General features: G+C 67.5%; 25 protein-coding genes. 11 read left to right on the top strand and 14 right to left on the bottom strand.

Annotation, left to right across the window (positions count from 1 at the left end):
* Positions 1-5 precede the first annotated feature (5 nt).
* From AU188_RS08330 to AU188_RS08355, 6 genes are all read right to left on the bottom strand, one after another.
* Positions 6-1,172 carry an acyl-CoA dehydrogenase family protein gene (locus AU188_RS08330; protein ID WP_059163267.1) on the bottom strand — a complete coding sequence of 389 codons (1,167 nt, stop codon included), beginning with the start codon at positions 1,170-1,172 and terminating at the stop codon, positions 6-8.
* 2 nt (positions 1,173-1,174) lie between these two features.
* Positions 1,175-2,332, bottom strand: a complete 1,158-nt coding sequence (locus AU188_RS08335) for a CaiB/BaiF CoA transferase family protein (protein ID WP_059163268.1) — start codon at positions 2,330-2,332, stop codon at positions 1,175-1,177.
* A complete protein-coding gene (locus AU188_RS08340) occupies positions 2,325-3,248 on the bottom strand; it encodes an SDR family NAD(P)-dependent oxidoreductase (RefSeq protein ID WP_059163269.1) in 924 nt (307 codons plus the stop codon). The genes AU188_RS08335 and AU188_RS08340 overlap by 8 nt, the downstream gene beginning before the upstream one ends.
* Positions 3,249-3,323: 75 nt before the next feature.
* The gene (locus AU188_RS08345; protein WP_059163270.1) at positions 3,324-5,180 is read right to left on the bottom strand and encodes a flavin-containing monooxygenase; all 1,857 of its coding nucleotides are present in this window, start codon (positions 5,178-5,180) and stop codon (positions 3,324-3,326) included.
* Between the two features lie 3 nt (positions 5,181-5,183).
* Positions 5,184-6,545 carry an aromatic ring-hydroxylating oxygenase subunit alpha gene (locus AU188_RS08350; protein ID WP_059163271.1) on the bottom strand — a complete coding sequence of 454 codons (1,362 nt, stop codon included), beginning with the start codon at positions 6,543-6,545 and terminating at the stop codon, positions 5,184-5,186.
* Complete coding sequence (locus AU188_RS08355) at positions 6,545-7,390, bottom strand: SDR family NAD(P)-dependent oxidoreductase (protein ID WP_059163272.1); 846 nt, start codon at positions 7,388-7,390, stop codon at positions 6,545-6,547. The genes AU188_RS08350 and AU188_RS08355 overlap by 1 nt, the downstream gene beginning before the upstream one ends.
* A 138-nt stretch (positions 7,391-7,528) precedes the next feature.
* Between AU188_RS08355 and AU188_RS08360 the strand changes: the two genes are divergently transcribed.
* Genes AU188_RS08360 through AU188_RS08380 form a run of 5 tightly spaced genes read left to right on the top strand, consistent with a single transcriptional unit; the run spans position 7,529 to position 13,693 of the window.
* Complete coding sequence (locus AU188_RS08360) at positions 7,529-9,136, top strand: SMP-30/gluconolactonase/LRE family protein (protein WP_059163273.1); 1,608 nt, start codon at positions 7,529-7,531, stop codon at positions 9,134-9,136.
* Complete coding sequence (locus AU188_RS08365; protein ID WP_059163274.1) at positions 9,133-9,867, top strand: GntR family transcriptional regulator; 735 nt, start codon at positions 9,133-9,135, stop codon at positions 9,865-9,867. Before AU188_RS08360 ends, AU188_RS08365 begins: the two co-directional genes overlap by 4 nt.
* A 9-nt stretch (positions 9,868-9,876) precedes the next feature.
* Positions 9,877-11,421, top strand: coding sequence for an AMP-binding protein (locus AU188_RS08370; RefSeq protein ID WP_059163275.1), 1,545 nt, complete (start codon positions 9,877-9,879; stop codon positions 11,419-11,421).
* A gap of 20 nt (positions 11,422-11,441) precedes the next feature.
* On the top strand, positions 11,442-12,218 hold the full coding sequence (locus tag AU188_RS08375; protein WP_059163302.1) for an SDR family NAD(P)-dependent oxidoreductase: 777 nt from the start codon (positions 11,442-11,444) through the stop codon (positions 12,216-12,218).
* Positions 12,215-13,693 (top strand): acyl-CoA synthetase, encoded by a 1,479-nt coding sequence (locus AU188_RS08380; RefSeq protein WP_059163276.1) that lies wholly within the window; start codon positions 12,215-12,217, stop codon positions 13,691-13,693. The genes AU188_RS08375 and AU188_RS08380 overlap by 4 nt, the downstream gene beginning before the upstream one ends.
* Positions 13,694-13,979: 286 nt before the next feature.
* Here AU188_RS08380 and AU188_RS08385 read toward each other — a convergent pair whose 3' ends face one another.
* The 6 genes from AU188_RS08385 to AU188_RS08410 are packed head-to-tail and all read right to left on the bottom strand — an operon-like array spanning position 13,980 to position 20,542.
* Positions 13,980-14,420 carry a type II toxin-antitoxin system Rv0910 family toxin gene (locus AU188_RS08385; protein ID WP_059163277.1) on the bottom strand — a complete coding sequence of 147 codons (441 nt, stop codon included), beginning with the start codon at positions 14,418-14,420 and terminating at the stop codon, positions 13,980-13,982.
* A 3-nt stretch (positions 14,421-14,423) separates the two neighbouring features.
* Positions 14,424-14,678, bottom strand: a complete 255-nt coding sequence (locus AU188_RS08390; protein WP_059163278.1) for an antitoxin — start codon at positions 14,676-14,678, stop codon at positions 14,424-14,426.
* Positions 14,679-14,700: 22 nt separating this feature from the next.
* On the bottom strand, positions 14,701-17,073 hold the full coding sequence (locus tag AU188_RS08395; protein ID WP_172799438.1) for a cation-translocating P-type ATPase: 2,373 nt from the start codon (positions 17,071-17,073) through the stop codon (positions 14,701-14,703).
* 14 nt (positions 17,074-17,087) lie between these two features.
* The gene (locus AU188_RS08400; RefSeq protein WP_059163280.1) at positions 17,088-18,671 is read right to left on the bottom strand and encodes a serine hydrolase domain-containing protein; all 1,584 of its coding nucleotides are present in this window, start codon (positions 18,669-18,671) and stop codon (positions 17,088-17,090) included.
* Between the two features lie 18 nt (positions 18,672-18,689).
* The gene (locus tag AU188_RS08405; protein ID WP_059163281.1) at positions 18,690-19,808 is read right to left on the bottom strand and encodes an MBL fold metallo-hydrolase; all 1,119 of its coding nucleotides are present in this window, start codon (positions 19,806-19,808) and stop codon (positions 18,690-18,692) included.
* Positions 19,808-20,542, bottom strand: a complete 735-nt coding sequence (locus AU188_RS08410; protein ID WP_059163282.1) for an enoyl-CoA hydratase — start codon at positions 20,540-20,542, stop codon at positions 19,808-19,810. Before AU188_RS08410 ends, AU188_RS08405 begins: the two co-directional genes overlap by 1 nt.
* A 26-nt stretch (positions 20,543-20,568) precedes the next feature.
* Between AU188_RS08410 and AU188_RS08415 the strand changes: the two genes are divergently transcribed.
* Positions 20,569-22,038 carry an acetyl-coenzyme A carboxylase carboxyl transferase subunits beta/alpha gene (locus AU188_RS08415; protein WP_059163283.1) on the top strand — a complete coding sequence of 490 codons (1,470 nt, stop codon included), beginning with the start codon at positions 20,569-20,571 and terminating at the stop codon, positions 22,036-22,038.
* Positions 22,039-22,090: 52 nt separating this feature from the next.
* Positions 22,091-22,795, top strand: a complete 705-nt coding sequence (locus AU188_RS08420) for a hypothetical protein (protein WP_059163284.1) — start codon at positions 22,091-22,093, stop codon at positions 22,793-22,795.
* Between the two features lie 6 nt (positions 22,796-22,801).
* Here AU188_RS08420 and AU188_RS08425 read toward each other — a convergent pair whose 3' ends face one another.
* Positions 22,802-23,047, bottom strand: coding sequence for a hypothetical protein (locus AU188_RS08425; RefSeq protein ID WP_059098191.1), 246 nt, complete (start codon positions 23,045-23,047; stop codon positions 22,802-22,804).
* Positions 23,048-23,099: 52 nt separating this feature from the next.
* Complete coding sequence (locus AU188_RS08430; protein WP_059163285.1) at positions 23,100-23,546, bottom strand: hypothetical protein; 447 nt, start codon at positions 23,544-23,546, stop codon at positions 23,100-23,102.
* A 155-nt stretch (positions 23,547-23,701) separates the two neighbouring features.
* Here AU188_RS08430 and AU188_RS08435 point away from each other — a divergent pair, with 155 nt between their 5' ends.
* From AU188_RS08435 to AU188_RS08450, 4 genes are all read left to right on the top strand, one after another.
* The gene (locus tag AU188_RS08435) at positions 23,702-24,133 is read left to right on the top strand and encodes an Hsp20/alpha crystallin family protein (RefSeq protein WP_172799436.1); all 432 of its coding nucleotides are present in this window, start codon (positions 23,702-23,704) and stop codon (positions 24,131-24,133) included.
* A gap of 77 nt (positions 24,134-24,210) precedes the next feature.
* The gene (locus tag AU188_RS08440) at positions 24,211-24,513 is read left to right on the top strand and encodes a hypothetical protein (RefSeq protein ID WP_059163287.1); all 303 of its coding nucleotides are present in this window, start codon (positions 24,211-24,213) and stop codon (positions 24,511-24,513) included.
* Entirely contained in the window at positions 24,504-25,607 is a 1,104-nt protein-coding gene (locus tag AU188_RS08445; protein ID WP_059163288.1) for an epoxide hydrolase family protein, read from the top strand. The genes AU188_RS08440 and AU188_RS08445 overlap by 10 nt, the downstream gene beginning before the upstream one ends.
* Entirely contained in the window at positions 25,608-26,981 is a 1,374-nt protein-coding gene (locus AU188_RS08450; protein WP_059163289.1) for an NAD(P)-binding protein, read from the top strand.
* The last annotated feature ends 16 nt before the right edge of the window (positions 26,982-26,997 follow it).

The raw sequence follows: 26,997 nt of genomic DNA on the forward strand, positions 1-26,997 counted from the left end.
CTCGCTCATTTCGCCGCCGCCAACAGCGCGCGGGACAGCAGGATGCGCTGCATCTCGATGCTGCCCGACGAGACGGTCGAGGCCTGCGAGTACTTCCAGTGGTCCTCGACCTCGCCGAGGAACCACTTGGCGCGCGAATCGTCGTGCGACACTTCGGCCGCGATGTCCATCAGCACTTCCGCGCTGTCCTGGTCCAGCTTGGTGACCGCGATTCGGTAGGCGGCGGCATCGCCCGGCTGGATGCGTCCGCTGCTCTGCAGCGAGACCACGCGATAGGCCATCAACCGGGCGCGTCGGCAGTGCGTCAGCATCCGGATCCACCGGCCGCGCAACTCGGCCGGCAGGTCGTCCCAGCGGTCGCCGAGCACGGTGGGCGCCGCGGCGAGCAGGCGTTCGCAACGCGCGTACCGCGCGATGCCGACCCGCTCGAAGGCCATCACGTCCTGCACGATCGACCAGCCGTGGTCGACCGTCCCGAGCACATCCGCTTCGGTGACGCGCAGGTCGTCGAAGAACACCTCGTTGAGGTGGTGCGGGCCCATCATGCACCGGATCGGCCGGACCTGGATCGCCGGATCGTCCATCGGTACAAGGAAAATGGTCAGGCCCTGTTGCTTCTTTTGGGTTGCGCCTTCTCCCACGCGAGAGGTGCGCGCCAGCAGGAAGCACCACTGCGCCATCGTCGCGTACGACGTCCAGATCTTCTGCCCGCTGACCAACCATCCGTCGCTATCGCGCCGGGCGCTCGTGCGCAGCGACGCCAGGTCGGAACCCGCCTCGGGTTCGGAGAACCCCTGACACCAGATCACCTCACCGCGCGCGATCGGCGGAAGATGTTTGCGCTGCTGCTCTTCGGTGCCGTGGCGCATGATGATCGGGCCGACCCAGTTGACACCCATGTACTGCGCGCCCCGCGGTTCGTGATGTGCCCACATCTCCTCGCGCACCACGGTCTGCTCCCACACCGAGGCGCCGCCGCCGCCGAACTCCCGGGGCCAGGACAGGCACAGCAGTTCACGTTCGGCGAGCATGCGGCAGAACCGCTGGGCGATCTCCAGATCGGCGGGGTCATCGGTGAACGCACCCAGATAATGCTCGGGGACATGCTCTTTCACCAGCCTGCGCAATTCACCGCGCAACTCGGCGGCCTTGGGACCCATCTCGAAGTCCATGGCTACACCGGCTCCACTGGTGCGTTGAGGCCGAGCTCGTCGAGCACGGCTTCGGTGTCGGCGCCCAACGCCGGGGCCGGTCCGGCGACCTTGCCCGGCGTCCGGGAGAACCAGGTCGGCACGCCGGGGAACCGCACGGGCCCCTGCGGGGTCTCGACGGTCTCGAACAGCCCGACCGCGTTGAGGTGGGCGTTGTCGAACAGCGCGTCCGGCGTGTTCAGCGGTGCCGCGGGAATCTCGAGTTCACGGAACAGGGCCAGCCATTCGGCCGTCGTGCGTTCCTTCATGGTCTCGGCCAGCAGCCCGTAGACCACGTCGATGTTGTGGGCTCGTCGTTCGAGCGTGGCGTAGGTGTCGTTGTTCCACGCGGGCCGCACCGCGTCGACGAACGCTTTCCAGTGTTTGTCGTTGTAGATCAGCGCGGCGATGTAACCGTCGCTGGTGCGGTACGGCCTGCGATTGGGCGCCACCGTGCGGGGGTACACCGCGGGCCCGAGCGGGGGGTCGAACATGGCGCCGTTGGCATGCTCGACCAGCATGAAGGATGCCATCGTCTCGAACATCGCGACCTCGACCTCCTGCCCCTCTCCGGTGCGCTCGCGATGGAACAGCGCCATCGTCGTCGCGTACAGGGCGGTCAGCCCGGCCACCTTGTCGGCCAGGATCGTGCCGACGTAATCGGCCTCACCCGTCAATTGCTGTTGCACGGCGGGCAATCCGGCTTCGGCCTGGATGGTGTCGTCGTAGGCGGGCCGGTCGCGGTCGGGTCCGCGGCGGCCGTAGCCGTAGCAGTTCGTGTAGATGATCGCGGGGCTGATCGCCGCGACCTCGTCGTAGCCGAAGCCCAGCTTGGCGATCGCCTTGGCGCGCATCGAGTGGATGAACACGTCGGCCTGTTCGATCAGCGCGCGCATCGCAGCCTTGCCACTCTCGGTCTGCAGATCCAGCACGACGCTGCGCTTGCCGCGGTTGACGTTGACGAACACCCCGCTCATTCCTGCTGCGGGTCCCACCGAGATGAAGCGGGTGTTGTCCCCCTGTGGCGGTTCGACTTTGATGACGTCTGCGCCCATGTCGGCCATGATCTGCGTGCAGTACGGACCCATCACCATCGCGGTGAGGTCGACGACGCGCACGCCGGCCAGCGGTCCGCTAGGCATGGATCGCTCCCCGCTGGGCCATCGCGAAGCTGTACCCGATGTGCTCGTTGTGGCCGTCGGGCACGACGGGGAACACGACGGGCTCGGACATGTCCCGGATGGCGGCGATGTGTTCACCCACGTCCTCGATCGACCACGACGGCCGGTACACGCCCGGGCTCTCCACCACCGCGGCGCGCGCGATCCGGCCCGCCAGCGCGATCAGCATTTCGCCAGTGATCGAACAGGTTTCGTGCGCCAGCCAGCCCACCGCGGGGGCCACCAGGTCGGCACCCATCGGCGGATACGCCGAGGTGTCGATGCCCTCGGCCATCCTGGTGACCGCGGCGGGCACGATCACGTTGCTCTTGACGCCGTGCGCGGCGCCTTCCATGGCCGCGACGTTGGACAGCCCGAGCACGCCCGCCTTGGCGACCGCATAGTTCGCGACGTCGTGGTTGCCGTACAGGCCGCCGATCGAGGAGGTCAGCACGATGCGGCCGTAGCCGGCGTCGCACATCGCCGGAAACGCGGCGCGCACAACGTGGAACGCCCCGCGCAGATGGACGTCGAGCACGGCCTCGAAGTCGTCATAGGTCATCTCCGCCAGCGGGGCGCGCCGGACGATGCCGGCGTTGTGGACCAGGATGTCGATGCGCCCGTAATGCTCGATGGCGGTGTCGATGATCGCCTTGCCGCCCGCCGGAGTGGCCACCGAGTCGGTGCTGACGACGGCTTCTCCACCGGCAGCGGTGATCTCGGCGACAACGTCGGCGGCGGGCGTGGCGTCGGACCCGTCACCGGCAAGGCTGCTCCCCGGATCGTTGACAACGACCTTGGCGCCGCGCGCCGCCAACAGCATCGCGTACTCGCGGCCCAGTCCCCTGCCGCCGCCCGTCACGACCGCAACGCGGCCGTCGAATCTCAGCTCAGCCATGCGCCGAGTGCACGCTTCTTGTACAGAAATCGCCGAAAAGTGTGCAACAACCGTGCGCTCGACGCGTGGAAGGGGTCACTTCGTCAACTCCAACCCATCGAGATCGCCTTTGTCACGCCACTCCTTGAGCAGATCGCCGAACGCGTAGAAACCGGGGCCGTAGGGCTCGCCGAGATGCGAGCGGATGCCCTCGCCCTGCTCAGATCCTGGACCACCGCCTTCGTTGTTGTAGTAGCCGGGAGTGCAGGACGCGTCGAAGGCCGAGTTGTCGACGGCGGATTCGCGGATGGTCTTGCACCAGTCGTCCTGCGCTTCGGGCGTCGGCTCCACGACCGTCGCGCCACGCTTGAACGCCTCGGCGATGATGTAGGCGATGTGTTCGCCCTGCAGTTCGTAGTTGGCCGCGATGTTGGCCGAGATGCCGACCTGGGTGAACCCGGTGAAGAACTGGTTGGGAAAGCCGCGGCTCGTCATGCCGTGAAGCGTCTTGTAGCCGTCGCGCCAGTAGTCGTACAGCGAGGCGCCTTCACGCCCTTCGATCGCATCGATCGAGTAGCGCCTGCTGATCTCGGTGGTGATCTCGAAACCGCTGGCGTAGATGATGCAGTCGACCTCGTACTCCTGACCGTTGGCGATCAGGCCCTTCTCGGTAATCCGTTCGACGCCTTTGGAATCGGAGACATCGACCAGCGTGACGTTGGGCCGGTTGAATGTCGGCAGATAGTCGTCGTTGGACAGCGGCCGCTTGCACAGGAAGCGGTAGTAGGGCTTCAGCGCCTCGGCGGTGTCGTCATCGTCGACGATTTCGGCGATCCGGCGGCGCAGCCGCTCCATGATCTTGTAGTCCTCTTCCTCGCGGATCGCCATGAACTGTTCCGGCGTCATCGAGGCGGGGTCTTCGAGCGACAGGACGCGGGCGGCGGTGTTGCGGCCGAGCTCGGTCCAGAAGTCGCACACCAGGTCCGGCTGGCCGAGCGCCATCCCCTCGAACGTCCACGAGTGGAAGTTTCGCTGCCGCTCCTTCTGCCAGCCGGGCTGCAGCGACTTGACCCACTCGGGGTCGGTCGGCGCGTTGTTGCGTGCATCCACCGTCGATGGCGTGCGCTGGAACACGTACAGGTGCTGCGCATCTCGGGCCAGGAACGGCACCACCTGAATGCTGGTGGCGCCGGTGCCGATGATCGCGACGCGTTTGTCGGCGAGCTTGTCCATGCCGCCGGTGTAGTCGCCGCCGGTGTACTCGTAATCCCACCGCGACGAGTGGAAGCTGTGCCCTTTGAAGTCCTTCATGCCCGGAATACCGGGCAGCTTGGGCCGGTGAAACGGTCCCGACGCCAGCACGACGAAGCGGGCCCGGATGTCGTCGCCGCGGTTGGTGGCGATCCGCCAGCGCTTGACGTGCTCGTCCCAGCGCATTTCGCGCACCTGGGTGGAGAAGATCGCCGAGTCGTAGAGGCCGAAGTGCTTGCCGATGCGCCGGCAGTGCTCGTAGATCTCGGGGCCGTCGGCGAACTTCTTGCTCGGGATGTAGTCGAGCTCTTCCAGAAGCGGGATGTAGCAGTAGGACTCGTTGTCGCACTGGATTCCCGGATAGCGGTTCCAGTACCAGACGCCACCGAAGTCGCCGCCCAGCTCGATGATGCGGACGTCCTCGACACCGGCCTTCTTCAGGTGCGCCGCCGACAGCAGTCCGCCGAAGCCGCCGCCGAGCACCGCGACATCGATGTCCTCGGTGATCGGATCGCGCGGCGCGACGGGTGTGTACGGATCCACCTCGTAGTAGCCGGCGAAGTCGTCGGACAACTCGACGTACTGCTTGGAGCCCTCCGGCCGAAGCCGTTTGGCCCGCTCTTGGGCGTACTTCTCCCGCAGCGCGTCGATGTCGATGTCGTCGGGCGTCTGCGTGGGGCCGCAGGTGTCGAACATTGTCATTGTCTAGAGCTCTCTCGGTTCGCCGGTGCCCATGTACTTGGACAGTTGGTAGTGAAGGTTCACGGTGCTGCGCTCGCGGTAGGGGTTGGGTTTGGTGCCACCGAAGCCGAGCGATTTCATGCCCTGCTGCACCGCGGCCATGTTCGAGAAGTCCTGGGGTAGCACCGACAGCCAGTTGGGGCTGTCCTTCGGGGTGTACTGCCACTCCGTCTGCGGCTCTTGGCCTTTCGGGTACAGCTCGTAGGTGGCGACCTCGAAGATGCACTTGTTCGGGTCATAGCTCGGGTGCGGCCGGGCGCTGTAGCACAGTGCGCTGGTCAACCCCTGGCCGACCTGGAAGTTCGGGAAGATCTGCCATGCGGTACCACTCTGGCCGAGGATGTCGGGCGGAATGGTCGGCCAGATGACGCCGCGGGCCTCGTCGTCGCGCCGCGCGGAGGCCAGCCAGTGCTGCAGCACCTCGTCGGCGGGCGTGCCCTCGGGCAGTTCGTCGACCAGTCGCTTCGCCGCGTTCACCAATGTCTGGGTGGTGGTGGCGTTGGTCTCTTCCATTGTGTAGACCTGCATCTCGGCGGTGGAGATACGCGGGTCGCCGGTGCCGAGGCGGATCTTGGACTTGGTCTCGTCCAGGCCCTTGGGTGCGTCGTAGCCGATGTTGCTGTGCTTGCCCTGCGCCTTGGCCCAACCCTTGAACTCGCCGAACTTGTTGAACTCCGGATGCGTGGTGAAGACGTGGTAGGTCTCGTTGAAGGCCTCCATCGCGACTTTCCAGTTGCAGTCGAAATACAGCCACTTGCGCCACTTGTAGCGCATGTTCTCCAGGCCGAACGGGTCGAGGATCTTCGCGGCCGGGAAGAGGAAGTCCGCCAACGGTTCACAGTCGGGGTCCATGTTGATGAACAGCCATCCGCCCCAGGTGTCGACCTGGACGGGGACGAGATGGGTGTTGTCCGGCGTCAGCGCGCCCTTCCAGTCGTCCTGCTCGCGAATGTGGGTGCACGCCCCGTCGAGACCGTATGTCCAGCCGTGGAATCCGCACACGAACGACTTGCGCGCCCGTCCGACAGCGTTCTTCGCGCCGTCGGGAGTGTCGACCAGACGGCGGCCCCGGTGCATACAGACGTTGTGATGGGCCGCAAAGGTGTGCGCGCCCGTTCGTACGATGATGATCGAGTCGTCGAGGATGTCGTAGGTGAGGTAGCTACCGACCTCGGGGATCTCCTCGACACGGCCGACCTGCTGCCACACCTTGCGCCACAGCTTGTCGCGCTCCGCGCGGGCGTAATCCTCCGAGACGTAGGCGTCCACGCTGATGGTCATGGGTTCCGAAAGCTCTTCTGCTGCGGTGATTTCGATGTCGGTCATCAGAACTCCTTGATCGCGCCGCGAAACGATTCGTCCTTGAGGAACAGCGAGGTGTTGTCGGCGCCGAGATGCGTCCACTTCAGGTTCAGGCCGCCGTCGACGAGCAGCGTCTGACCGGTGATGTAGCTGGACAGATCGGACAGCAGGAACAGGATCGCGCCCGCCTGTTCCTCGGGCCGGCCGCGCCTGCCCATCGCGATCGCCCGGCGGTCGCGTTCGGGGTCCTCGTCGACGTAGGTGGCCGACGCGGCGGTTTCGGTCACGCCGGGCGCGACGGCGTTGATGCGGATGTTGTCGGGCGCGAGCTCGACGGCCATGGTGCGGGTCATGGCGACGATCGCGGCCTTGGCCGTTCCGTAGGCGATGTGGAACGGCGCGGTGTTCATTCCGCTGATCGAAGAAACCGAGACGATCGACCCCTTGAGGCCGAGGCTGCGCAGTTCCCGACTCACCGCCTGGCTCATGAAGAACGCGGTCTCGAGGTTCGCGGCGAACAGCGCGCGCCAGTCATCACGCGTCACGCGCGTCGAGGGCATCCAGGTCGTCGGTGCGGCCCCGCCCGCGATGTTCACCAACCCGTAGAGGTCGCCGTCGGCGCGACGGACGTGGTCGATGACGGTCGCGATGCCGTCGTCGGTCGACGCGTCGGCGGCCACGGGCACGACCGGAAGACCGTGTGCGGCCAGCGGTGCGACGTGTTCGTCGAGGTTTTCCTTCGACCTGCTCACGGCGACAACCGTCGCACCGGCCTCGGCCGCCATCCGGGTCACGGTGGTGCCGATGCCGCCGCCGCCCGCGCCCGAGACCACGACGATGCGCCCGTCCAGCCTCAGAAGGTCGCCCATGCTATTTGTCCGGACAATAAATGGTGCTCTCCATGTTGCAGAACACTATTCCCCAGCGCGAATCAGCTCGTCAAGGGTCGTTGAGCACTTTATCTCGCCTATTGTCTGGACTAGTAGAGCTTGCTAGCGTGCGAGATCATGACACCATCCGCGACGAGCTCACAGCAGGCCACCCGTTACTCGCCCGGCCCAGCGCCGGCCGCTGCCGAGGGCTGGCGGATCGAACGCGTGACCGCTCCCAGCCGGCTGTTCGGCGCGAACGGGCTGCGCACGGGTCCGGATGGACGCGTCTACATCGCCCAGGTGACGGGCAGCCAGATCAGCGCACTTGAATTGGGCACCGATGCCCTCGACACGGTCAGCGCCAAGGGCGGTGACATCGTCGCGCCGGACGACGTCGCATTCGACTCCGCCGGCAACCTGTATGCGACCGAGGTGATGGACGGGCGGGTCAGCATCCGCGACACCGGCGGCCGCACCCGGGTGCTGCGCGACGATCTGCCGTGCGCCAACGGGATCACCGTGCATCAGGACCGGCTGTTCGTCAACGAGTGCCGCGAGGGCGGTCGCCTGATGGAACTCGACCGCAGCACCGGCGCCGAACGCATCCTGCTGGAGAACCTGCCGTCGCCGAACGCGATGGAGGTCGGCCCCGACGGGTTGCTGTACTACCCGTTGATGACGGCCAACGAGATCTGGCGCATCGATCCCGCGGGCGGTTCGCCGCAGCGGGTGGCGGCCGACCTCGGTGTCCCCGACGCGCTGAAGTTCGACTCCCAGGGCCATATCATCTCCACGCAGGTGGCCAGCGGTGAGGTGCTGCGCATCGATCCGCGCAGCGGCGAGAAAACCACGCTCGCACAACTGAACCCGGGACTCGACAACCTGACCTTCGTCGGCGATCGGCTCTTCGTCTCCAACTTCACCGGTGAGATCACCGAGGTCCTCGGCGGCGGTGAAACCCGCACGCTGCTTGCCGGCGGCCTGAACTGGCCGCTGGACCTCGCGGTGAGCGACGGCAACCTCTACGTCGCCGACGGCACCTACTTCTACCGCGTCGACGCCGACGGGTCGCTGCAGACGGTCGGGATGCTGTTCTCCCCCGGCTATCCCGGCTTCCTCCGCGGGCTGGCTCCCGCCGGTGCGGGTGTGTTCGTCGTCGCCACGTCGGGCGGTCAGATTGCGCGGTACCGCCCCGCTGACGGCGAAACCGATTACCTGGCAGATGGTTTCGACCAGCTCTACGGTGTGGCGCTCGGGGCTGACGGCACCATCGTGTTCGCCGAACTCGGCACCGGCCGTGTCCACGCGCTGCGTTCGGGCAGCACCGAAGTGTTGGCCTCGGGATTGAAGGACCCGGTTGGTGTCGTGTTCGACCCGGCGGGCCGTCCGCTGGTCGCGGAGTCGGGCGCGGGCCGCGTGGTATCGGTTTCCGGTGCCGTCGAGACGGTGGTGGACGGCTTGCAGCGGCCGCAGGGCATCGCGGTCGCCGACGGCGTGCTCTACATCGTCGACGCCGGCGCCAAGGAGGTCGTCGCGGTCGACTTGAACACCGACGCGCGCACGACGATCGCCTCGGGTCTACCGGTCGGCCCGCCTCCGGGGGTGGAGCCCAAGCCGCTCAAGGGAATGCCGCCGTTCTCCGGACCGCAGGGGCCGTTCGCGGGGATCACCGTCGGAGGTGACGGCACACTCTACGTGTCGGCCGACGGCGAGGGCAGCGTGCTCGCGCTGCGACGGACATGACCGCCCCCACTGACCATCGCTATCTTCAGGTCGCACGCACGTTGCGCAAGGAGATCGTCGACGGCATCTACCCGGTGGGCTCACAGTTGCCCACCGAACAGCAGTTGTGCGAGCGGTTCGCCGTCAGCCGGTACACCGTCCGCGAAGCGCTGCGACGATTGCGCGAGGACAACCTCGTCGCGTCGCGGCCCCGCGCGGGAACGCTGGTGGTCCCCCGTCCGGCGACCAATTCGTATGCGCAAGACGTGGTTTCGATCAACGATCTGCTGGCGTTCGCGGCGGGCGCGCAGCTCACGATCGAGTCCAACGCGATGGTCACCATCGACGATGAACTGGCCGCCCGCACCGGCCTGCAGGCCGGTTCGCAGTGGCTCGCGGTGCGGGGCTGCCGGCAGGCCGAGGGCAGCGACGCACCGGTCTGCACGACGGAGTACTACATCAACCGCGCGTTCGCCGCGGTCGGGCGCCTGCTGCAACGACATTCCGGCCCGATCTTCCCGCTGATCGAGGATCTGTTCGGGGTCAGCATCGTCGAGGTGCACCAGGAGATGGCGGCGGTGACGGTCACGCCGGAACTGGCCGACGCGCTCAAGGTCGACGCGGGCAGTGCCGCGCTGGAGATGCGCAGGACGTACAAGACCTCCGACGGCGAGGTCGCGCAGGTCACCCTCAACACTCACCCGTCGTCGCGGTACCGCCACTCGATGACGATGCGCCGAATCAAGGGCTAGGCGGCAACCGTGAGGGTCGACGAGCACCGCACCGCCGATGCGTACCGGCGCGGGCTGTGGGTGCACGACACGCTGGCCGACTCGTTGCGCGACGCCGCCGTGTCGACGCCGGACCGAACCGTGTTGGTGGACGGCGACATCCGGCTCACCTGCAGGCAACTTCACGATCAGGCCGCCGCGCTGGCACAGGCGCTGATGTCCCGGATGCCCGCGGGCAGCGTGGTGTCGTTCATGTTGCCGAACTGGCACGAAGCGGCCGTCGTCTATCTCGGTGCCACGCTGGCCGGGATGGTGGTCAACCCGATCCTGCCCTCGCTGCGCGACCGAGAACTGTCGTTCATCCTGAGCGACGCCGACTGCCGGGCGATCTTCGTGCCGGCGACGTTCAACAAGCACGACTATGTCGCGATGCTCGACCGGGTCACCGCCGCGATGGCCGCGCCGCCCGAGGTGATCGTCGTGCGCGGCGACGCAGGCCGTCACACCTCGTACGGATCGCTGTCCGGCGGCCCGGGCGCTGCCGTGCTGCCGGTGTTGAACGCCGACACGGTGCGGATGATCCTCTACACCTCCGGCACCACCGGCCGCCCGAAAGGCGTGCTGCACTCCCACAACTCAATTCATGCGCTGATCCGTCAGATCGGCGAACACTGGCACGTCGTGGACGGCGACACGTTTCTGGTGCCGTCACCGATCGCGCACATCGGCGGATCGATATACGCGTTCGAGTGCCCGCTGCTACTGGGCAGCACCGCCGTGCTGATGGAACGCTGGGATCCGGATGCCGCCGTCGGGTTGATGCTCGCCGAGCGCGTCACCCACATGGCCGGGGCCACCCCGTTTCTCGACGGGTTGCTCTCGGCGGCGCAGCGCGCCGACACCCGGTTTCCCGACCTCAAGGTGTTCATCTGCGGGGGCGCGTCGGTGCCCCCGTCGCTGATCCGCACGGCCACTGGATATTTCGAGACGGCGGCGGTGTCGCGCGTCTACGGTTCGACCGAGGTTCCGGTGACCACGGTCGGCTCGCTGGAAGACGCCGACCATGCCGCCGACACCGACGGCAAGCCGGGTATCGCGGACGTCAGGCTGGTCGACGGCGAGATCCGCGCGCGTGGCCCGCAGATGCTCGTCGGCTATTTGCACCTGGAGGACGAGACGGCCGCCTTCGACGACGAAGGCTATTTCCGCACAGGCGATCTCGGCTGTTGGGTAGACGACGGATATCTCGTCGTCACCGGCCGCGCCAAGGACATCATCATCCGCAACGGGGAGAACATCTCACCCAAGGAGGTCGAGGACATCCTCATCGGCCACCCGGGTATCGCGGAGATCGCGATCGTCGGGGTGCCCGATGACCGCACCGGTGAGCGGGCCTGCGCCGTCGTCGTCGCAGCCGGTCAGGCGCCTCCCGATGTGGCGGGTATGCGGGCGCTGTTGGAGGACCACGGCGTCGCGCGATTCAAAGCGCCCGAGCAGGTCGTCATCTGGGACGCATTGCCGAAGAACGACGCCGGGAAAGTGTTGAAGCACCAGATTCGAGCGGCCCTGACATGACCGCGGACACGAGGAGCGAAATGGTTCAGGTAGCGATCGTGACGGGGGCCAGCAGCGGTATCGGCTTCGGTTGCGCGACCAAGTTGGCCGAGACCGGAATGGTGATCGTGGGCACCGGACGCGACGAGGATCGGCTGTCCGGACTGGAGAAGGCGATCGGCGATCGCGACCGCGTCGCCACCGTCGCGGTCGATCTCACCGCCAACGACGCGCCGCACCGCATCGTGCAGACCGCGCTGGACCGGTGGGGCCGCATCGACTTCCTGATCAACAACGCCGGCGTCGGCAGCCCGAAACCGCTGCACGAGACCGACGACGAATCGCTCGACTACTTCCTGGATTTGATGCTGCGGGCGCCGTTCCGGTTGGCACGCGAGGTGGTCGGCCACATGGAGCCCGGCTCGGCGATCATCAACATCACCTCCACCTTCTCGGTCGTGGGCGGTCTGCGGGGTGGCGCGTACTCGGCCGCCAAGGGCGGGCTGACATCACTGACCAGACATATCGCGTGTCAGTATGGGCCCCAAGGCATCCGGTGCAATGCCGTCGCACCTGGGGTGACCCTGACGCCGATGGTCGCGACGCGTCTGGAGGATTCGCGGTTCCGCAAGATCAACACCGAGATGACACCGTATCCGAGGCTGGGCGAGGTCAACGACATCGCGAGCACGGTGGCGTTCCTGTGTTCGGAGGGTGCGAGCTTCATCAACGGACAGGAGATCGTCGTGGACGGCGGCTGGACGTCGACCAAATACCTGTCGGACTTCGCCCTCAACTCGGAATGGGTGAAGAGTTGAACCTGTTCTCGCTGCTCGACCAGGCGGCGAGCCGCTTCGGCGAGCGCGGTGCGGTGTATCACGGTGAGCGGCAACTTCGGACGTGGGCTCAGCTGCGGGAACGGTCACTATGCGTGGCCGCCTCGCTCGACGCACCCGGCACCCGCGTAGCCGTCGCGAGCGAGAACCGCCCGGAGATCATCGAGCTGATGTTCGGGGTGTGGGCGGCCGAATGCGTCTACGTGCCCATCAACTACAAGCTGCATCCGCGCGAGATGGTGCAGATCCTGGAGGATTCCGGCGCGACGCAGGTGTTCGCGTCACCGAAGATCGCCTCGGTGCTCGCACCTGAAACCGGCGTGCCGATCGAAATCATCGGCACCGACAGCTATGAAAGGCGTTTCACCGCAGTCCCGTTGACGCCGCCGCGCTCCACCGACCCGGAGTTGCTGGCGTGGTTGTTCTACACCAGCGGGACCACCGGTAAGTCCAAGGGCGCGATGCTGTCGCACCGCAGCCTGATGGCGATGACGGTGTCGCATCTGGCTGACTTCGACTCGCCCGACGAGAACTGCGCCCTGGTGCACGGTGCGCCGATGTCGCACGGTTCGGGGCTGTACATCCCGCCGTATGTGTTGCGCGCGGCCCGCCAGGTGATACCGGAATCGGGGCTGTTCGAGCCGGACGAGTTCCTCGACCTGTGCGAACACCATCCCGGCTGCAGCGCGTTCCTGGCGCCGACCATGGTGCAGCGCCTGGTGCAGACCGGGCGGGCCTGTCCACGGAACCTGCGAACGATCGTCTACGGCGGCGGCCCGATGTACGTCGAGAGCCTGAAGAAGGCGATGGCGGCGTTCGGGCCCATTTTCGTTCAGCTGTACGGCCAAGGCGAAGCGCCGATGACGATCACCGGCCTGCGCCGCGCCGATCACCTCGCCGGTGAAGGGTGGGCCGACGATGCGGTGCTCGGATCCGTCGGGTACGCGCGCTCCGGCGTGGATGTCGCGGTGCTGCGGACCGACGGAACACCGGCCGCGGCCGGTGAAATCGGCGAAATCGTTTGTCGCGGTGACGTTGTCATGTCCGGCTATTGGAACAACCCGGCGGCGACGGCAGCCACGCTGCAGGACGGCTGGCTGCGCACCGGCGACATGGGATCGTTCGACGACCTGGGCTTCCTCACGCTGCGTGACCGGTCGAAGGACGTGGTGATCAGCGGCGGCAGCAACATCTATCCCCGCGAGGTGGAGGAAGTGCTGCTCGAGCATCCGGGCGTCGTCGAGGCCGGCGTGGTCGGCGCGCCCGACGAGGAGTGGGGCGAGGTCGTCGTGGCGTTCATCGTCGGAGACGTGTCGGCCGACGAACTCGATGCGCACCTTCTCGAGCGGATCGCCCGGTTCAAACGCCCGAAGCGCTACGAGTTCATCGACGAGCTGCCGAAGAACAGCTACGGCAAGGTGCTCAAGCGCGACCTGCGAGACCGGTTGAGTTCCTAGTGTCCTGAGTCGTTGTCGTCAGTGAGAGTTCGAGGTTCGCGAGTTCGGTGTGGTTCGTTTTCGGCTTCCTATGCTCGAGATTGCACACACGGCTGTGGTCGTTTTCTCAGATCAGCACAACCCTGAATGCAATCTCGGCGCTAGGACCATTTCGCAGACCAGCACCCCCGGCCCTGTGCGTGCGTACAAGCACCCCAGATTCTGCTCGACGCCGGGCGAGATCGTGCGGTGCCCGGTAGGGACCACCACGTGTACGCCGAACGGGTGGGTCCACTTGGTATGGGAGCTATTGAGCCGGGGCGAACACCGACTTGAACTTGTTCAGCGACTCGCGGATGTCACCCTTGAGCGCACCGGCGACCACCATGCCGATCGGGCCGAACAGCGCGGGCCCGCCGAGGTGGACGTCGAACGTGACCGTGGAACCGTCGCCGGACGGTTTGACCTTGCCCAGCAGCTTGACCTTGACGCCGCCCACGCCGTCGCCGTTGAGCGTCATGGCTTCGGGCGGCCGGTAGTGGACGATGGTCCACTTGATCCGGTTGGGCATGCCCTTGACCTCGACGATGGACTCCAGCGTGGTGCCCTTCTCCAGGGTCTCGGGCAGCTTGCTGCGCCACACCCGGTGGATGCTGAGCCACTCCTTGTAGCGCGCGAGGTCGGATGCGCACGCCCATGCCTGCTCCGGCGGCAATGGGACGTCGACGGAGACGGAAAGCTTGGCCATCGGCTACGGGGTGGGCGGAGCCGCCGGCGGTTGCTGCTGCGGCGGCTGCGGTGCGTTCTGCGGCGGCTGCGGAGTGCCCGGTGCAGGGGGGTTGTCCTTGTTGACGTAGTTGCGGGCCGCGTCCTGCGCCTTGTCGACGTGCTGCGCGTATTTGCCCTGGGTCTTCTTGTCGACCATGTCACCGGCCTTTTCGATCGCGGTGTCCACCTTGTCGGCGTTCTTGGCCAGCAGATTCTTCACCTTGTCGAGGAATGCCATGGGGCCACCCTACGCTGGCCGCCTACTCCGAGCGCCACAGCCGCCGACGCTCTCCCAGCACCGCCCCCTGCGCCCACCAGATCGCCTCGACAGCGGCCGCAGCCACCACGCCGATACCCAACGCGATCGATGTCGTCTTGACGTTCGAGATGTCCAGCATGAACACCTCTTGCGCCATCGGGATCGAGAAGATCACCACGTAGGCCAGACCCGATACCGCGACCAGCGCGACCCGCCACCACTGGTAGGGCCGCGCCACCACGGCGAGCACCCAGATCGCAGCGACCAGCAGCGTGATCAGCGCCGCGGTCGACGCCTGAGTCTGCTCCACCGGCGTGGCCTCGCGCCCCTGGTACGCGACCAGGTAGGAGGTGAACGTCGCGACTCCGACCACCAGCCCCGACGGCAGCGCCGCCGTCATCACCCGGCGCACGAACCCCGGGTGTGCGCGCTCGTTGTTCGGCGCCAGCGACAGGATGAACGCCGGGATGCCGATCGTGAACCATGCCGCGATCGTGACGTGGATCGGCTGGAACGGAAACAGCAGCGGGTCGGTGTCGAAGAACTTGGAAGACAAGCCGCCAATTCCCACGAAGACCGCCAGCAGCACCGAGTACACCGTCTTGGTGAGGAACAGGTTCGAGACGCGTTCGATGTTGCCGATCACCCGCCGGCCCTCCCCGACCACGTACGGCAGAGTGGCGAACTTATTGTCCAGCAACACGATTTGCGCCACCGCGCGCGACGCCGAGCTGCCCGAGCCCATCGCGACGCCGATGTCGGCGTCCTTCAGCGCGAGCACGTCGTTGACCCCGTCGCCGGTCATCGCGACCGTGTGCCCGCGTGACTGCAGGGCATGCACCATGGCCCGCTTCTGGTCGGGGCGGACCCGGCCGAACGTGGTGTACTCCTCCAGGGTGTCGGCCAGGGCGTCGGGTGCATCGGGCAACCGACGGGCGTCCATCGTCTCGCCGTGCAAGCCGAGCGACCCGGCCACCGCCCCGACCGAGACGGCGTTGTCGCCGGAGATGACTTTGATCGAGACCTTCTGCGAGGCAAAGTATTCCAGCGTGTCGTGCGCATCGGGACGGATGCGCTGCTCCAATACCACCAGCGCGGCCGGCGTGACCCGGCCGGGTGCGTCCGGGTGGTCGACCGGCAAGTCGCCGGCGCCCAGCAGCAGCACACGCAGACCTGCGGCGCCGATCTGCTCGGCCTGTTCGGCGACCGGCGACCCGGGCGCGAGCAGCACGTCGGGAGCGCCGATCACCCAGTTGCCGTGCTCGCCGTACGAGGCGCCGCTCCACTTGGTGGCCGACTTGAACGGCGCGACGGCGGTCGCGGTCCAGCCCGGCGGCATCCTGTACGCCTCGCCGATGGCCTGCATGCTCGCGTTCGGCCGTGGGTCGTCGGCGGCGAGCTGGGCCAGGATGTTGCCGACGTCGATCTCGTCGAGCCGTCGCAGATCCGCGACCCGCATACCGTTCTCGGTCAGCGTGCCGGTCTTGTCGGCGCAGACCACGTCGACGCGGGCCAGGCCTTCTATCGCGGGTAGTTCGTTGACCAGACACTGCCTACGGCCCAGCCGGATCACCCCGACGGCGAACGCGAGCGACGTCATCAGCACCAGGCCCTCGGGGACCATCGGCACCAGCGCGCCCACCATCCGCAGCACCGACTCGCGCCAATCCGCATCGGTGGTGAACAACTGGGTGTAGATGATCAGCAGCCCGGCCGGGATCAGCAGGTAGGTGATGAACTGCAGGATCTTGTTGATCCCGCTGCGCAGTTCGGAGTTCACCAAGGTGAACCTGCTGGCCTCTTCGGCGAGCTTGGCCGCGTACGCTTCCCGGCCGACCTTGGTGGCGCGGTAGGCACCGCTTCCGGCGACGACGAAACTGCCCGACATCACCGTATCGCCGGGATCTTTCGCGATCGGGTCGGCTTCCCCGGTGAGCAGTGACTCGTCGACCTCGAGGTTGGCCTCCTCGACGATCTCGCCGTCGACGACGATCTGGTCGCCGGGGCCGAGTTCGATGATGTCGTCGAGCACCACCTCAGCGGGTGACACCGCCCTGGTGCCGGACTGCCTGCGCACCAACGGTTTTGCCTGCCCGACGATCGCAAGTTTGTCCAGGGTCTGCTTGGCCCGCACCTCCTGGATGATGCCGATCGCGCTGTTGGCGATGATCAGCAACCCAAACGCGCCGTTGATCACCGATCCTGTCGACAGCACGATGAGCAACAGGACGCCGAGGATCGCGTTGATGCGGGTGAACACGTTGGCCCGCACGATGTCGGAAACGCTGCGCGCGGCCCGCGTCGGCACATCGTTGGTCTTGCCGTCGGCGACGCGTTGGGCGACTTCAGAGTCGGTCAGCCCGGCGGCCTGCATCTCGGGGGTGGTTGTCACCTGACGAACGTCCCCTTCTTGAACGTGTCGAAATACTCCAGCACGAGCTTGTTCCCGTCGAACACCGCCGTGGAAACCGTTCCGGGAGGCGCATTCTCGCTGACGAACTCGAACGTGAACGTGTTACCACTCCAGTGCGTCAGCGGCACATCGAGCTTCGAACCGAGCGCCAACCGCAGCTTGCCGTCCTTCTCGGCAACCCTCGCCGGTCCCCAGTAGCCATTGACGTACGCGCCGATGTACGACGGGAGCGGCGCCGCCGGTGCGGGATTCGCGGGCGGTTGCTTGCCGACCAGCGAACCGACGGGCTTCTCCATCTCGGCGAAGACGCCGCTGTACAGCCCGTACCAGTCCTCGCGCACCTCGCCGAACTGCACGAGGTCGGCGAACTGCGCGGTCAGCGATTCGGGCACGCCCGAGGGCGTGGCGTTGGTGAGCGCGACGATCGCGACGTCGGCCGACGGCAGGATGAGGAAATTCGTTCCGGCGCCGAGTTCGAACGCGCCGGAGTGGCTGATCTCCATGCGGGCCGCCGAGGTGGCTCCGACGTTGAAGCCGAAACCGTAGAAACCCGATCGCATCGCGGGTTCGGTCGCCCGGCTGGACACGACCTGCGGGGTGAGCGCGGCCAGCAGCGCTTTCGCGTCGACGATCTGCTTACCCTGGTGGTTACCGTCGGCCAACATCATCGCCAGCCAGCGGGTCATGTCGTTGACCGACGAACTCGCCCCGCCCGCAGGCGCTTCCGCGTCGGCGTCGCGCACGTAGGACGGTTCGTAGCGATCGTCGACGTGGATGTGGCCGACGGCGCGGTTTGCGCTGGCCTCGTAGTCGGTGAACCGGTAGCTCGTCGCCGCCATCCCGAGCGGATCGAACAGCACCTCGTCGGCCAGCAGCTCCCACGGCTTGTTGGCGTTCACCGCGACCGCCTCGGCGCCCGCGGTGAACCCGAAGTTGGTGTAGGCGTAGGAGACCCGGAACGGATCCAACGGCAGCTGACGTAGCCGCTCGAGCACCTGCCTGCGGTCGAAGCCGAGGTCCTCGAGCGTGTCGCCGGCGTGGTCGGGCAGCCCGGAGCGGTGCGACATCATGTCCCCGACACTGACCATCGGCGTCACCGCTCGATCCGACAACGCGAACCACGGCAGCTCGGAGACGATCGGGGTGTCCCAGCTGATCGCGTTCACGCCGACCTGGCGGGCGACGACCGTCGCCGTCAACGACTTGGACACCGAGGCGAGCTGGAAGACGGTGTCGGCGTCGACTCGGTTCTGCTCGCCGCCCGCGCCTTTGACGTCCTTGACCCCGAACCCCTTCGCGTACACGGTTTTCCCGCGGTGCACGACGGCCACGGCCATGCCGGGAATGCCCGATTTCTTCATCAGGTCCTCGGCCATGCCGTCGAGCTGCGCGACGGCGTTGTCCACCGCGTTCTCCGGCAGCGGCATCGCGGGCACCAACGGGGGCGGGACGTCGGGCCGCGCAGTCGACGGTGCGGGTGGCCCTGGTTCAGCCGGCTCCGCCGCGCAACCCGCGACGAGCAGCAGCCCCACGACGGCCGCCCTGGCCAGTGCGTTCATGAGGTGAACCGTAACCGGTCAGAGCCGCCACCACGGGTCGTTGAGCGGTGACCCGTCCCGATACACCCGCTGCCCCGGCTTCGGCACCGCGACCTGCACGTTCTCCGCGTCCGCGGCCCGCAGCAGCCGCTCCACCGGTTCCGCCCACGGGTGCGGGGCGAGCCGGAAGGTCGCCCAGTGGATCGGCACCAGCAGACCGTTGTCCGCCTCGGCGACGTCGAGGTGCGCCCGCACCGCGTCCTCGGGATTCATGTGGATGTCCGGCCACGCCGGGTGGTAGGCGCCGACCGGCAGCAGCGTCAGGTCGAACGGTCCGTGGTCCATCCCGATCTGACCGAAACTCTTGGTGTAGCCGGTGTCGCCGCCGAAGAACGCGCGGTGCCGGGGCCCGATGATCACCCACGACGCCCACAGCGTGGTGTTACGGGAGAACAGGCGCCCGGAGAAATGTCGCGCCGGGGTGCAGACCAAGGTGAGGTCGGCGATGGTGTGGCTTTCGTTCCAGTCGAGTTCGACGATCCGGCTCTCCGGTATCCCCCACTTGCGCAGGTGCGCGCCGATGCCGAGCGGCACCACGAACGGCGCGCGCTGGGTTCGCGCCAGCCCGATGATCGTCTCCATGTCGAGGTGGTCGTAGTGGTCGTGGCTGATGACGATGGCGTCGACGGCGGCCAGCGCCTCCAGCGGCACGGGCACCTCGTGCATGCGTTCGGGTCCGACGGTCTGCGAGGGTGAGCACCGGCGACTCCACACCGGGTCGGCCAGCACGCGGTAGCCGTCGAGTTCGACGAGCGCCGAGGAATGACCGAACCAGCACGTCGACAACTGCTCAGCCGCCGGGTCGGTCGGCGAGGGGGTGACGACGGGAATGGGCCCGGCCGGCTTGGTGGCACCGCGGGAGCCGACCAACTCGCGCACCAGCAGTCGCTGTTGCTCCTGGTCGATGCTCATCATCGACGCCGGTTCGAGGTTGATGAACACGCCGTCGCGGTAGTTCGGGGAGCGCCGGGCGACCGGTTCGATCTCTGCGGGCGAGGCGCCCAGCGCGGCGGGCGCGCCACGCAGTGCCCGCAGCACCCAACCGCCGGCCAGCAGCGAGGCCGTACCGAAGCCGATGCGCAGCGCTCCGCGGATCATCAGGCGCCCTGGAACCTCGGTGGACGCTTCTCGATGCGGGCGACCTGCGCCTCGATGACGTCCTGGCTGGCCCACGCTTTGTCGAACAGTTCCTGGTGTTCGGGCCACGGGTCCTCGTAGGCGCCGTCGTCGTTGAGCACCCGCTTGGCGTGCTGCAGCGCCAGCGGCGCGAACCCGGCGATCTCGGCGGCCCAGGCCTGGGCATCGGCGAGGGTGCCGATGCGGTTGGCCATCCCGGTCTGCAGCGCAGCGTCGGCGGTGAGCCGCTCGGCAGCCAGCAACATGCCTCGCGCCCGGCCGGCCCCCACCAGTGAGGTCAGCCGCCGGATGCTCCAGTTGTCCAGCGCCAGGCCGTATTTGGCGACGGGAAACTGGAAGTACGCATCGGGTGCGACGACGCGCAGGTCGCAGATCATCGAGAGGATGACCCCGGCCCCGATCGCGGGTCCGTTGATCGCGCCGATCACCGGCACGGGTGCCTTGTCGATCGCGATGTTCAGGTCCTTGGCTTTGTCGGGTAACTGCTCGGCGACGCCCGAAGGGTCGGAGAGGTCGGCGCCTGCGCTGAAGACATGGCCCGCACCGGTGAGCACGATCGCGCGGACGTCTTCAGCCGCGGCCATCTCGACCGCATCGCGTAGGGCATCGACCAGTTCGACGTTCAGCGCGTTGCGTCGCTCGGCGCGTTGCATCTCCAGGGTCATCACGTGGCCGTCGCGGGTGACACCAATCATGCAGCCAGCCTATATACGCTGCTCTGGTGAGCCGGATCGGTGCCCTCGAGGTGCGCGACGCCGTGCTGGACCCGGGGTCTTACCGGAGCTGGGACGGCCCACCGCTGGGCGTCGAGGCCAGCGCGGACTACCAGCGGGCGCTCGCCGCCGCGGCCGCCAAGACGGGGCTGGACGAGTCGGTGGTGACCGGCGAAGGCACGGTGTTCGGTCGCCGGGTTGCTCTGGTGCTGTGCGAGTTCGACTTCCTGGCCGGCTCCATCGGCGTCGCGGCGGCCGAGCGGATCACCGCGGCGGTACAGCGGGCGACGGCGGAGCGGCTACCGCTGCTGGCGTCGCCCAGTTCGGGTGGCACCCGCATGCAGGAGGGCACGGTCGCGTTTTTGCAGATGGTGAAGATCGCCGCGGCCGTCGAACTGCACAAGCGTGCCCATCTGCCGTACCTGGTGTATCTGCGGCACCCCACGACCGGCGGCGTGTTCGCATCCTGGGGTTCGTTGGGGCATGTGACCGGCGCCGAACCGGGCGCGCTGGTCGGTTTCCTGGGGCCGCGGGTGTACGAGCACCTCTACGGCGAGCCGTTTCCCGAGGGCATCCAGACCGCCGAGAACCTGCACCGACACGGCGTCATCGACGGCGTTGTCCCGCTCGACGCGGTGCGCACCACGCTGAACCGCGCGTTGAAAGTGCTCGCGGACCCGCCCGACCCGCCGCCGCCGGCGCCGGAGCTCCGGTCCCCGCCGGACGTGCCGGCGTGGGATTCGGTGGAGGCGTCGCGCCGGCCGGACCGGCCCGGCGTCGGATACCTGCTGCGGCACGGTACGACCGACCGGGTGCTGCTGTCGGGAACGGGACAGGGTGAGGCGGCGACGACGTTGCTCGCGCTGGCCCGGTTCGGCGGTCAGCCGGCGGTGGTGCTCGGCCAACAGCGCGTGGTCGGCGGGATGGTCGGGCCGGCGGCACTGCTGGAGGCGCGGCGGGGCATGGCGTTGGCCGAGGGTCTGCAACTGCCGCTGGTGCTCGTCATCGACACCGCCGGACCGGCGTTGACCGTCGAGGCCGAGCAGGGCGGGCTCGCGGGCGAGATCGCGCGCTGCCTGGCCGAACTGGTCACCTTGGCCACCCCGACGGTGTCGGTGCTGTTGGGTCAGGGCAGCGGCGGGCCGGCGCTGGCGATGGTGCCGGCCGACCGGGTGCTGGCCGCACTGCACGGCTGGCTGGCCCCGCTACCGCCCGAGGGCGCCAGCGCGATCGTGTTCCGGGATCTCGACCACGCCGCGGAACTTGCTGCCGCGCAGGGCATTCGGTCGGCCGACCTGCTGCGTGACGGCATCGTCGACGTCGTCGTGCCCGAACACCCCGACGCCGCCGATGAACCTCTGCAGTTCACGCAGCGGTTGTCGGCGGTGATCGCGAACGAACTGCATTCGCTGCGTTCGGTTCCCGGCGACGAACGGCTGCAGGTCAGGCTTCGGCGGTACCGGCGGATCGGCCTGTGAAGCCGCGGTACAGCGGCGAACTCGTCCGGCCGCCGCGCCACCTACGAATGGCATGCTGGAAAACGTGGAAGCCCTGCTTCATTTCGCCGGAAACTTCTGGTGGCTGATATTCCCGCTGGGCGGCGTGATCGGCGGCGGCGTGCGGGCGGTGGCGGCGGCCAACGAGCGTCGTGCACAACGCCGGCTCGAGCGCTACCGGATAAAGCAGCAGACCAAAGTGGCGCTCGCCGAGGCGTCGGGGCGGGCCCGTACCGATGAGGCGGCGAACCGGCGTGAGATGACCAAGGTGCTGCAGCGCCACGCGCAGACCGACGCCCGCTGGCTCGACTACGAGATCGACGTCGCCAAGCTTTTGGATTTCCCGCTCATGACCGACATGCGGGCTCCGCTGACCATCGCATTCCACAAGGCCAGGAGCCATGCGGACCTGCTGCGGCCGGAATCCGTCGACGACATCCTCGGCGACCGCGGGGCGCAACTCGAGTACCGCGACGCCGTGCACGAGTACGTCGCAGCGTTCGACGTCGCCGAGGCCGACGCGGTTCGCCGGCGCCGCAGCGACTTCTCGGCCGAGGACCGGATGCGCATCGAACGGGCCCAGAACCTGCTCCGGCTGGCCTCAGACGGCGGGGCGACCTCCGAGGAGCGCAAGGCCGCCTATGCCCGCGCGCAGAAGGAGCTCGACGGTCTGATCGTGCTGCCCGCGACGACCCGGGCGAGCATCGAACGCAAGATCGCCGGCGAGATCGAGGCGTAGCCGGCCTCAGCCGCCCAGCTCGGAGACCGCGGTGTCGAGTTGGGCTGCCTGCTCGTCGATTTCGTGATCGGACGGCGTCTCGCCGATGCGCTTCACCAGGTCGTCGCGGGACACGACCTCGAGCGCGCCGCGGTAATCGGCCGACGCGAGCCGGCCGGCGCCGATCACCTCCACGCGACCCTCGATGACCACCAGCACGGCGTCCTTCTCTTCGGACCGCAGCAGTGCGCGCACATCCTCGGCCGAGATCATGATTGGTTCCGTCGCTCACTCATGTCCTAGCTATGCCCGCTGGCCGACCGATCTATGCGACCGCGAGCGCGGCGAGCATCGCCACGCACGTGACGAGGTCGAGCGGCAACCGCACGAGGCTGCGCCGCGTCCAGCGCACCGCCGCCGCCTCGTCGACTTCCGCCGGATCGGTCCGCTCGAACGCCATCGCCTTGGGCACGAAGTCGATCAGCGACCACACCCGCATCACCGCGTGGCTGACCAGTGCCACCAGCAGCGCGGTTCGCACGTCGGCCTCCTTCCATGCCGCGAAGAGCGCGACGATGAGCAGCACCTCGAACGCCGTGTGCGCGGGGATCCAGAACCGGCGCCGCGAGATCCCACCGTTGCGGGACTGGATGATCCCCGGCCGCTTGGGCCAGGCCGGGTCGATGACGACGGTTTCGTAGAGTCCTCCTCCGAGCAGGACGGCGGCCATCAGCGTGGCGGCGGCGATCAGGACGAGCATCGGGGTCCACATCACCGCCGATTATTACCGGGCGTCGAGACAGCGCTGTCCGGTCGGCCCCCGCCACACGACGCGATCGTCGCATCCGGCTTCGTGTGGGGAATATCTCTCTAGATCCGACAAGTTGTGTAAGGCAACAGAATTGACTGTCTGTTGACTGGGAGGTGATGACCATGCTGAAGTACGATCCGCTCTTCCGTGACGTCGATCGGCTCACCCAACAACTGTGGGGCGCCACGATCGCCGGCGCGCAGTCGTCGGCACCCCTGGACGCGTGGCGCACCGGTGAGGCCTACGTCGTCGAGTTCGATCTGCCCGGAATCGACGCCGACAGCCTCGACGTCGACGTCGACAACAACGTCCTGACGGTGCGCGCCGAGCGACCGGAACCCGCCGACACCCGCAACTGGCTGGTCGCCGAGCGACCCCACGGTGTGTTCAGCCGGCAGCTGTCGTTGGGCAGCGGCATCGATGTCGACAAGATCAGCGCCGACTACCACGACGGTGTCTTGCGACTGACCATTCCCGTCTCGGATACCGCCAAGCCCAAGAAGGTCGCGGTCACCGCCGGCCGGCAGAAGGCAGCGCTGAACGCGTGATCGCGTAGCCGCCCGCGCTCGTCCGCGTGCGCGCCATGCGGGTGGCCGGGCGGCGTCCACACAGACGGAGTGTCACCGTGACCGAGTACCAGGTATCGCAGGACCGGCGGCGCAGCGCCGATCGGATACTCGACACCGCCGAAGGCGTGCTCATCGCGCTGCGCCGCTACCACCTGAACCAGGCGTTCTTCGAGTTGGCGCAGACGGCGAAGCGGAACGGAGTCAAGGCGGTCAGCCTCGCCGACGCGCTCGTCGCGCTGGCCCAGAGGCAGCCGACCGTGGATTGTGAGCCGCGCGCCGTTGACGTCGCGCGGGAAACGTGGGGACACCTTCTCGACGGTGCGAAGGACGGCGATGACACTATCGGCACATGGCTGTGATCGCTCCCTTCCACATCGCCGTGCCGGACGAAGACCTCGAGGATCTGCAAACGCGGCTGCGACGCACCCGATGGCCGGACGCCGAATGCGTCGACGACTGGAGCCAGGGCATCCCGCTGGACTACACCCGCGAACTCGCGACGTACTGGGCCGACGGGTACGACTGGCGCGCCCGCGAGCGCGCGTTGAACCGGTTCGACCAGTACACCACCGAGATCGACGGCCTCGAGTTGCATTTCATCCATCAGCGCTCACCGCACGCCGACGCGTTCCCGCTGCTGATCACCCACGGCTGGCCCGGGTCGGTGGTCGAGTTCCACAAAGTCATCGAGCCGCTGACCGAGCGCGGGTTCGACGTGGTGTGCCCGTCGCTGCCCGGTTACGGGTTCTCCGGTAAACCGACCCGCACCGGGTGGGGCGTCGAGCGGATCGCTACGGCGTGGGAGACGCTGATGGGCCGACTGGGATACGAGCGCTACGGCGCCCAGGGCGGCGACTGGGGGTCGGCGGTCACCACGCAGATCGGCCGCAACGAGGGCGGCTGCGTGGCCATTCACACGAACATGCCGATCGCCCGGCCGCCGAAGGATCTGACCGACCCCACCGACGAGGAGAAGGCCGCGCTGGCCGCGGGCGCCCACTACGGCAAGTGGGAATCGGGCTACATGCGGCAGCAGGCGACGCGGCCGCAGACGCTGGGGTACGGCTTGGTGGACTCCCCGGTCGGGCAGTTGGCGTGGATCGTCGAGAAGTTCTGGGTCTGGGTGGACTGCGACGGCCATCCCGAGAACGTGCTGAGCCGCGACGAGATGCTCGACAACGTCATGTTCTACTGGCTGACCGCGTCGGGCGCGTCCTCCGCGCGGCTGTACTGGGAGAGCTTCTCCAACTTCGGCGGCGGCCGCTACGTCGCGCTGCCCACCGGCGTCGCCTCGTTCCCGAAGGAGATCGGCCGCCCGCCGCGCAGCTGGTGCGAGCAGAACTACAACATCACGCACTGGACGACGATGCCGCGCGGCGGACACTTCGCGGCCTTCGAGCAACCGGAGCTCTTCGTCGACGACGTCGCCGCGTTCTTCGCTAGCGTGCGGTAGATGCGCACACTGGAAGCCGACTATCTGGTGGTCGGCGCCGGAGCGATGGGGCTCGCGTTCACCGACACGCTGGTCGGCGAGTCCGATGCCACGGTCGTGATGGTGGATCGCAACGACCAGCCCGGCGGACACTGGACGACGGCGTACCCGTTCGTGCGGCTGCACCAACCATCGGCCTACTACGGGGTGAACTCCCGCGGTCTGGGCAGCGACTCCATCGACCAATTCGGGCTCAACGCAGGCTATTACGAGTTGGCCAGCGGCGCAGAGGTGTGCGCGTACTTCGATGCGGTGATGCGCCAGCACCTGCTGCCGACCGGGCGAGTGACGTACCTGCCGATGAGCGAGTATCTCGGCGACGGGCGGGTGCGCACGCTCGGCGGCGAGGACGTCGAGGTGGTCGCGCGGCGGGTGGTGACCACCCACGTGGAGATCATCGTGCCGTCGATGCGACGTCCCTCGTACGCCGTTGCGGATGTGGATGTGGTGCCGCCCAACGAGCTGCCGCGGGTCCGCGAGGCCCGCGACCGCTATGTCATCGTCGGGGCCGGCAAGACGGCGATGGACTCGTGTCTGTGGCTGCTGCGGCACGGCGTCGCGCCCGAGCGCGTCACGTGGATCAAGCCCCGCGAGTCCTGGGTGCTGGATCGAGCGGCGATCCAACCGGGCAGGCAGTTCGCGCAGGTGGTGCTGCGCGATTTCGGCAACCAACTCGCCGCCGTGCAGGAGGCCGGCTCGCTTCCCGATCTGTTCGACCGGCTGGAGGACAAGGGATGCCTGCAGCGCATCGACCGGTCCGTGGAGCCGACGATGTACCGGTGCGCGATCCTGTCGCAGGCGGAGCTCACCGAGTTGCGGCGCATCGGGGACGTCGTGCGGATGGGGCATGTGCAAGCGGTCGAGCCGGGTCGCATCACGCTCGACGGCGGCGTCCGCGACGTCGAGGCCTCTGTGCTCTACATCGATTGCAGCGCAGACGGTTTGGGTAAGGAACCGGTGACGACGGTGTTCAGCGGCGACCGCATCGCCCTGCAGACGGTGCGCACCTGCCAGCCGGCCTTCAGCGCATCGGTGATCGCGCACGTCGAGGCGGCGTATCCCGACGATGACACCCGCAACGCGTTCTGCCGCCCGGTGCCGTATCCGCACGTACCGACCGACTGGCTTCGAATGATGTTGATTTTCAACGAGAACCAACTGAAGTGGTTCTCCGACCCGGACATGATGGCGTGGGTCGACGCGGCTCGCCTCAACGCCCTGCACCATGTGACCGCCAATGTCAGCGTGCGGGCGCGGGAGCGGATCATCTCGATGCTCACTTCGCAGCTGCCGGCGATCAACGAGAAGCTCGAAGAGCTGCTGGCGCAGGCCTGACTCGGCGAAACTGCAC

Origin of the sequence: Mycobacterium sp. IS-3022 (assembly GCF_001500065.1) — a bacterium.
In the GTDB taxonomy this organism is placed as follows: domain Bacteria; phylum Actinomycetota; class Actinomycetes; order Mycobacteriales; family Mycobacteriaceae; genus Mycobacterium.

Coding starts and splice junctions, on each gene's coding strand:
- AU188_RS08335 (WP_059163268.1), bottom strand. CDS start 2,332: ATGCCTAGCGGACCGCTGGCCGGCGTGCGCGTCGTCGACCTCACCGCG.
- AU188_RS08375 (WP_059163302.1), top strand. CDS start 11,442: ATGGTTCAGGTAGCGATCGTGACGGGGGCCAGCAGCGGTATCGGCTTC.
- AU188_RS08450 (WP_059163289.1), top strand. CDS start 25,608: ATGCGCACACTGGAAGCCGACTATCTGGTGGTCGGCGCCGGAGCGATG.
- AU188_RS08330 (WP_059163267.1), bottom strand. CDS start 1,172: ATGGACTTCGAGATGGGTCCCAAGGCCGCCGAGTTGCGCGGTGAATTG.
- AU188_RS08390 (WP_059163278.1), bottom strand. CDS start 14,678: ATGGCATTCCTCGACAAGGTGAAGAATCTGCTGGCCAAGAACGCCGAC.
- AU188_RS08420 (WP_059163284.1), top strand. CDS start 22,091: ATGCTGGAAAACGTGGAAGCCCTGCTTCATTTCGCCGGAAACTTCTGG.
- AU188_RS08365 (WP_059163274.1), top strand. CDS start 9,133: ATGACCGCCCCCACTGACCATCGCTATCTTCAGGTCGCACGCACGTTG.
- AU188_RS08350 (WP_059163271.1), bottom strand. CDS start 6,545: ATGACCGACATCGAAATCACCGCAGCAGAAGAGCTTTCGGAACCCATG.
- AU188_RS08445 (WP_059163288.1), top strand. CDS start 24,504: ATGGCTGTGATCGCTCCCTTCCACATCGCCGTGCCGGACGAAGACCTC.
- AU188_RS08360 (WP_059163273.1), top strand. CDS start 7,529: ATGACACCATCCGCGACGAGCTCACAGCAGGCCACCCGTTACTCGCCC.
- AU188_RS08395 (WP_172799438.1), bottom strand. CDS start 17,073: ATGCAGGCCGCCGGGCTGACCGACTCTGAAGTCGCCCAACGCGTCGCC.
- AU188_RS08405 (WP_059163281.1), bottom strand. CDS start 19,808: ATGATCCGCGGAGCGCTGCGCATCGGCTTCGGTACGGCCTCGCTGCTG.
- AU188_RS08345 (WP_059163270.1), bottom strand. CDS start 5,180: ATGACAATGTTCGACACCTGCGGCCCCACGCAGACGCCCGACGACATC.
- AU188_RS08400 (WP_059163280.1), bottom strand. CDS start 18,671: ATGAACGCACTGGCCAGGGCGGCCGTCGTGGGGCTGCTGCTCGTCGCG.
- AU188_RS08425 (WP_059098191.1), bottom strand. CDS start 23,047: ATGATCTCGGCCGAGGATGTGCGCGCACTGCTGCGGTCCGAAGAGAAG.
- AU188_RS08410 (WP_059163282.1), bottom strand. CDS start 20,542: ATGATTGGTGTCACCCGCGACGGCCACGTGATGACCCTGGAGATGCAA.
- AU188_RS08355 (WP_059163272.1), bottom strand. CDS start 7,390: ATGGGCGACCTTCTGAGGCTGGACGGGCGCATCGTCGTGGTCTCGGGC.
- AU188_RS08340 (WP_059163269.1), bottom strand. CDS start 3,248: ATGGCTGAGCTGAGATTCGACGGCCGCGTTGCGGTCGTGACGGGCGGC.
- AU188_RS08430 (WP_059163285.1), bottom strand. CDS start 23,546: ATGTGGACCCCGATGCTCGTCCTGATCGCCGCCGCCACGCTGATGGCC.
- AU188_RS08385 (WP_059163277.1), bottom strand. CDS start 14,420: ATGGCCAAGCTTTCCGTCTCCGTCGACGTCCCATTGCCGCCGGAGCAG.
- AU188_RS08435 (WP_172799436.1), top strand. CDS start 23,702: ATGACCATGCTGAAGTACGATCCGCTCTTCCGTGACGTCGATCGGCTC.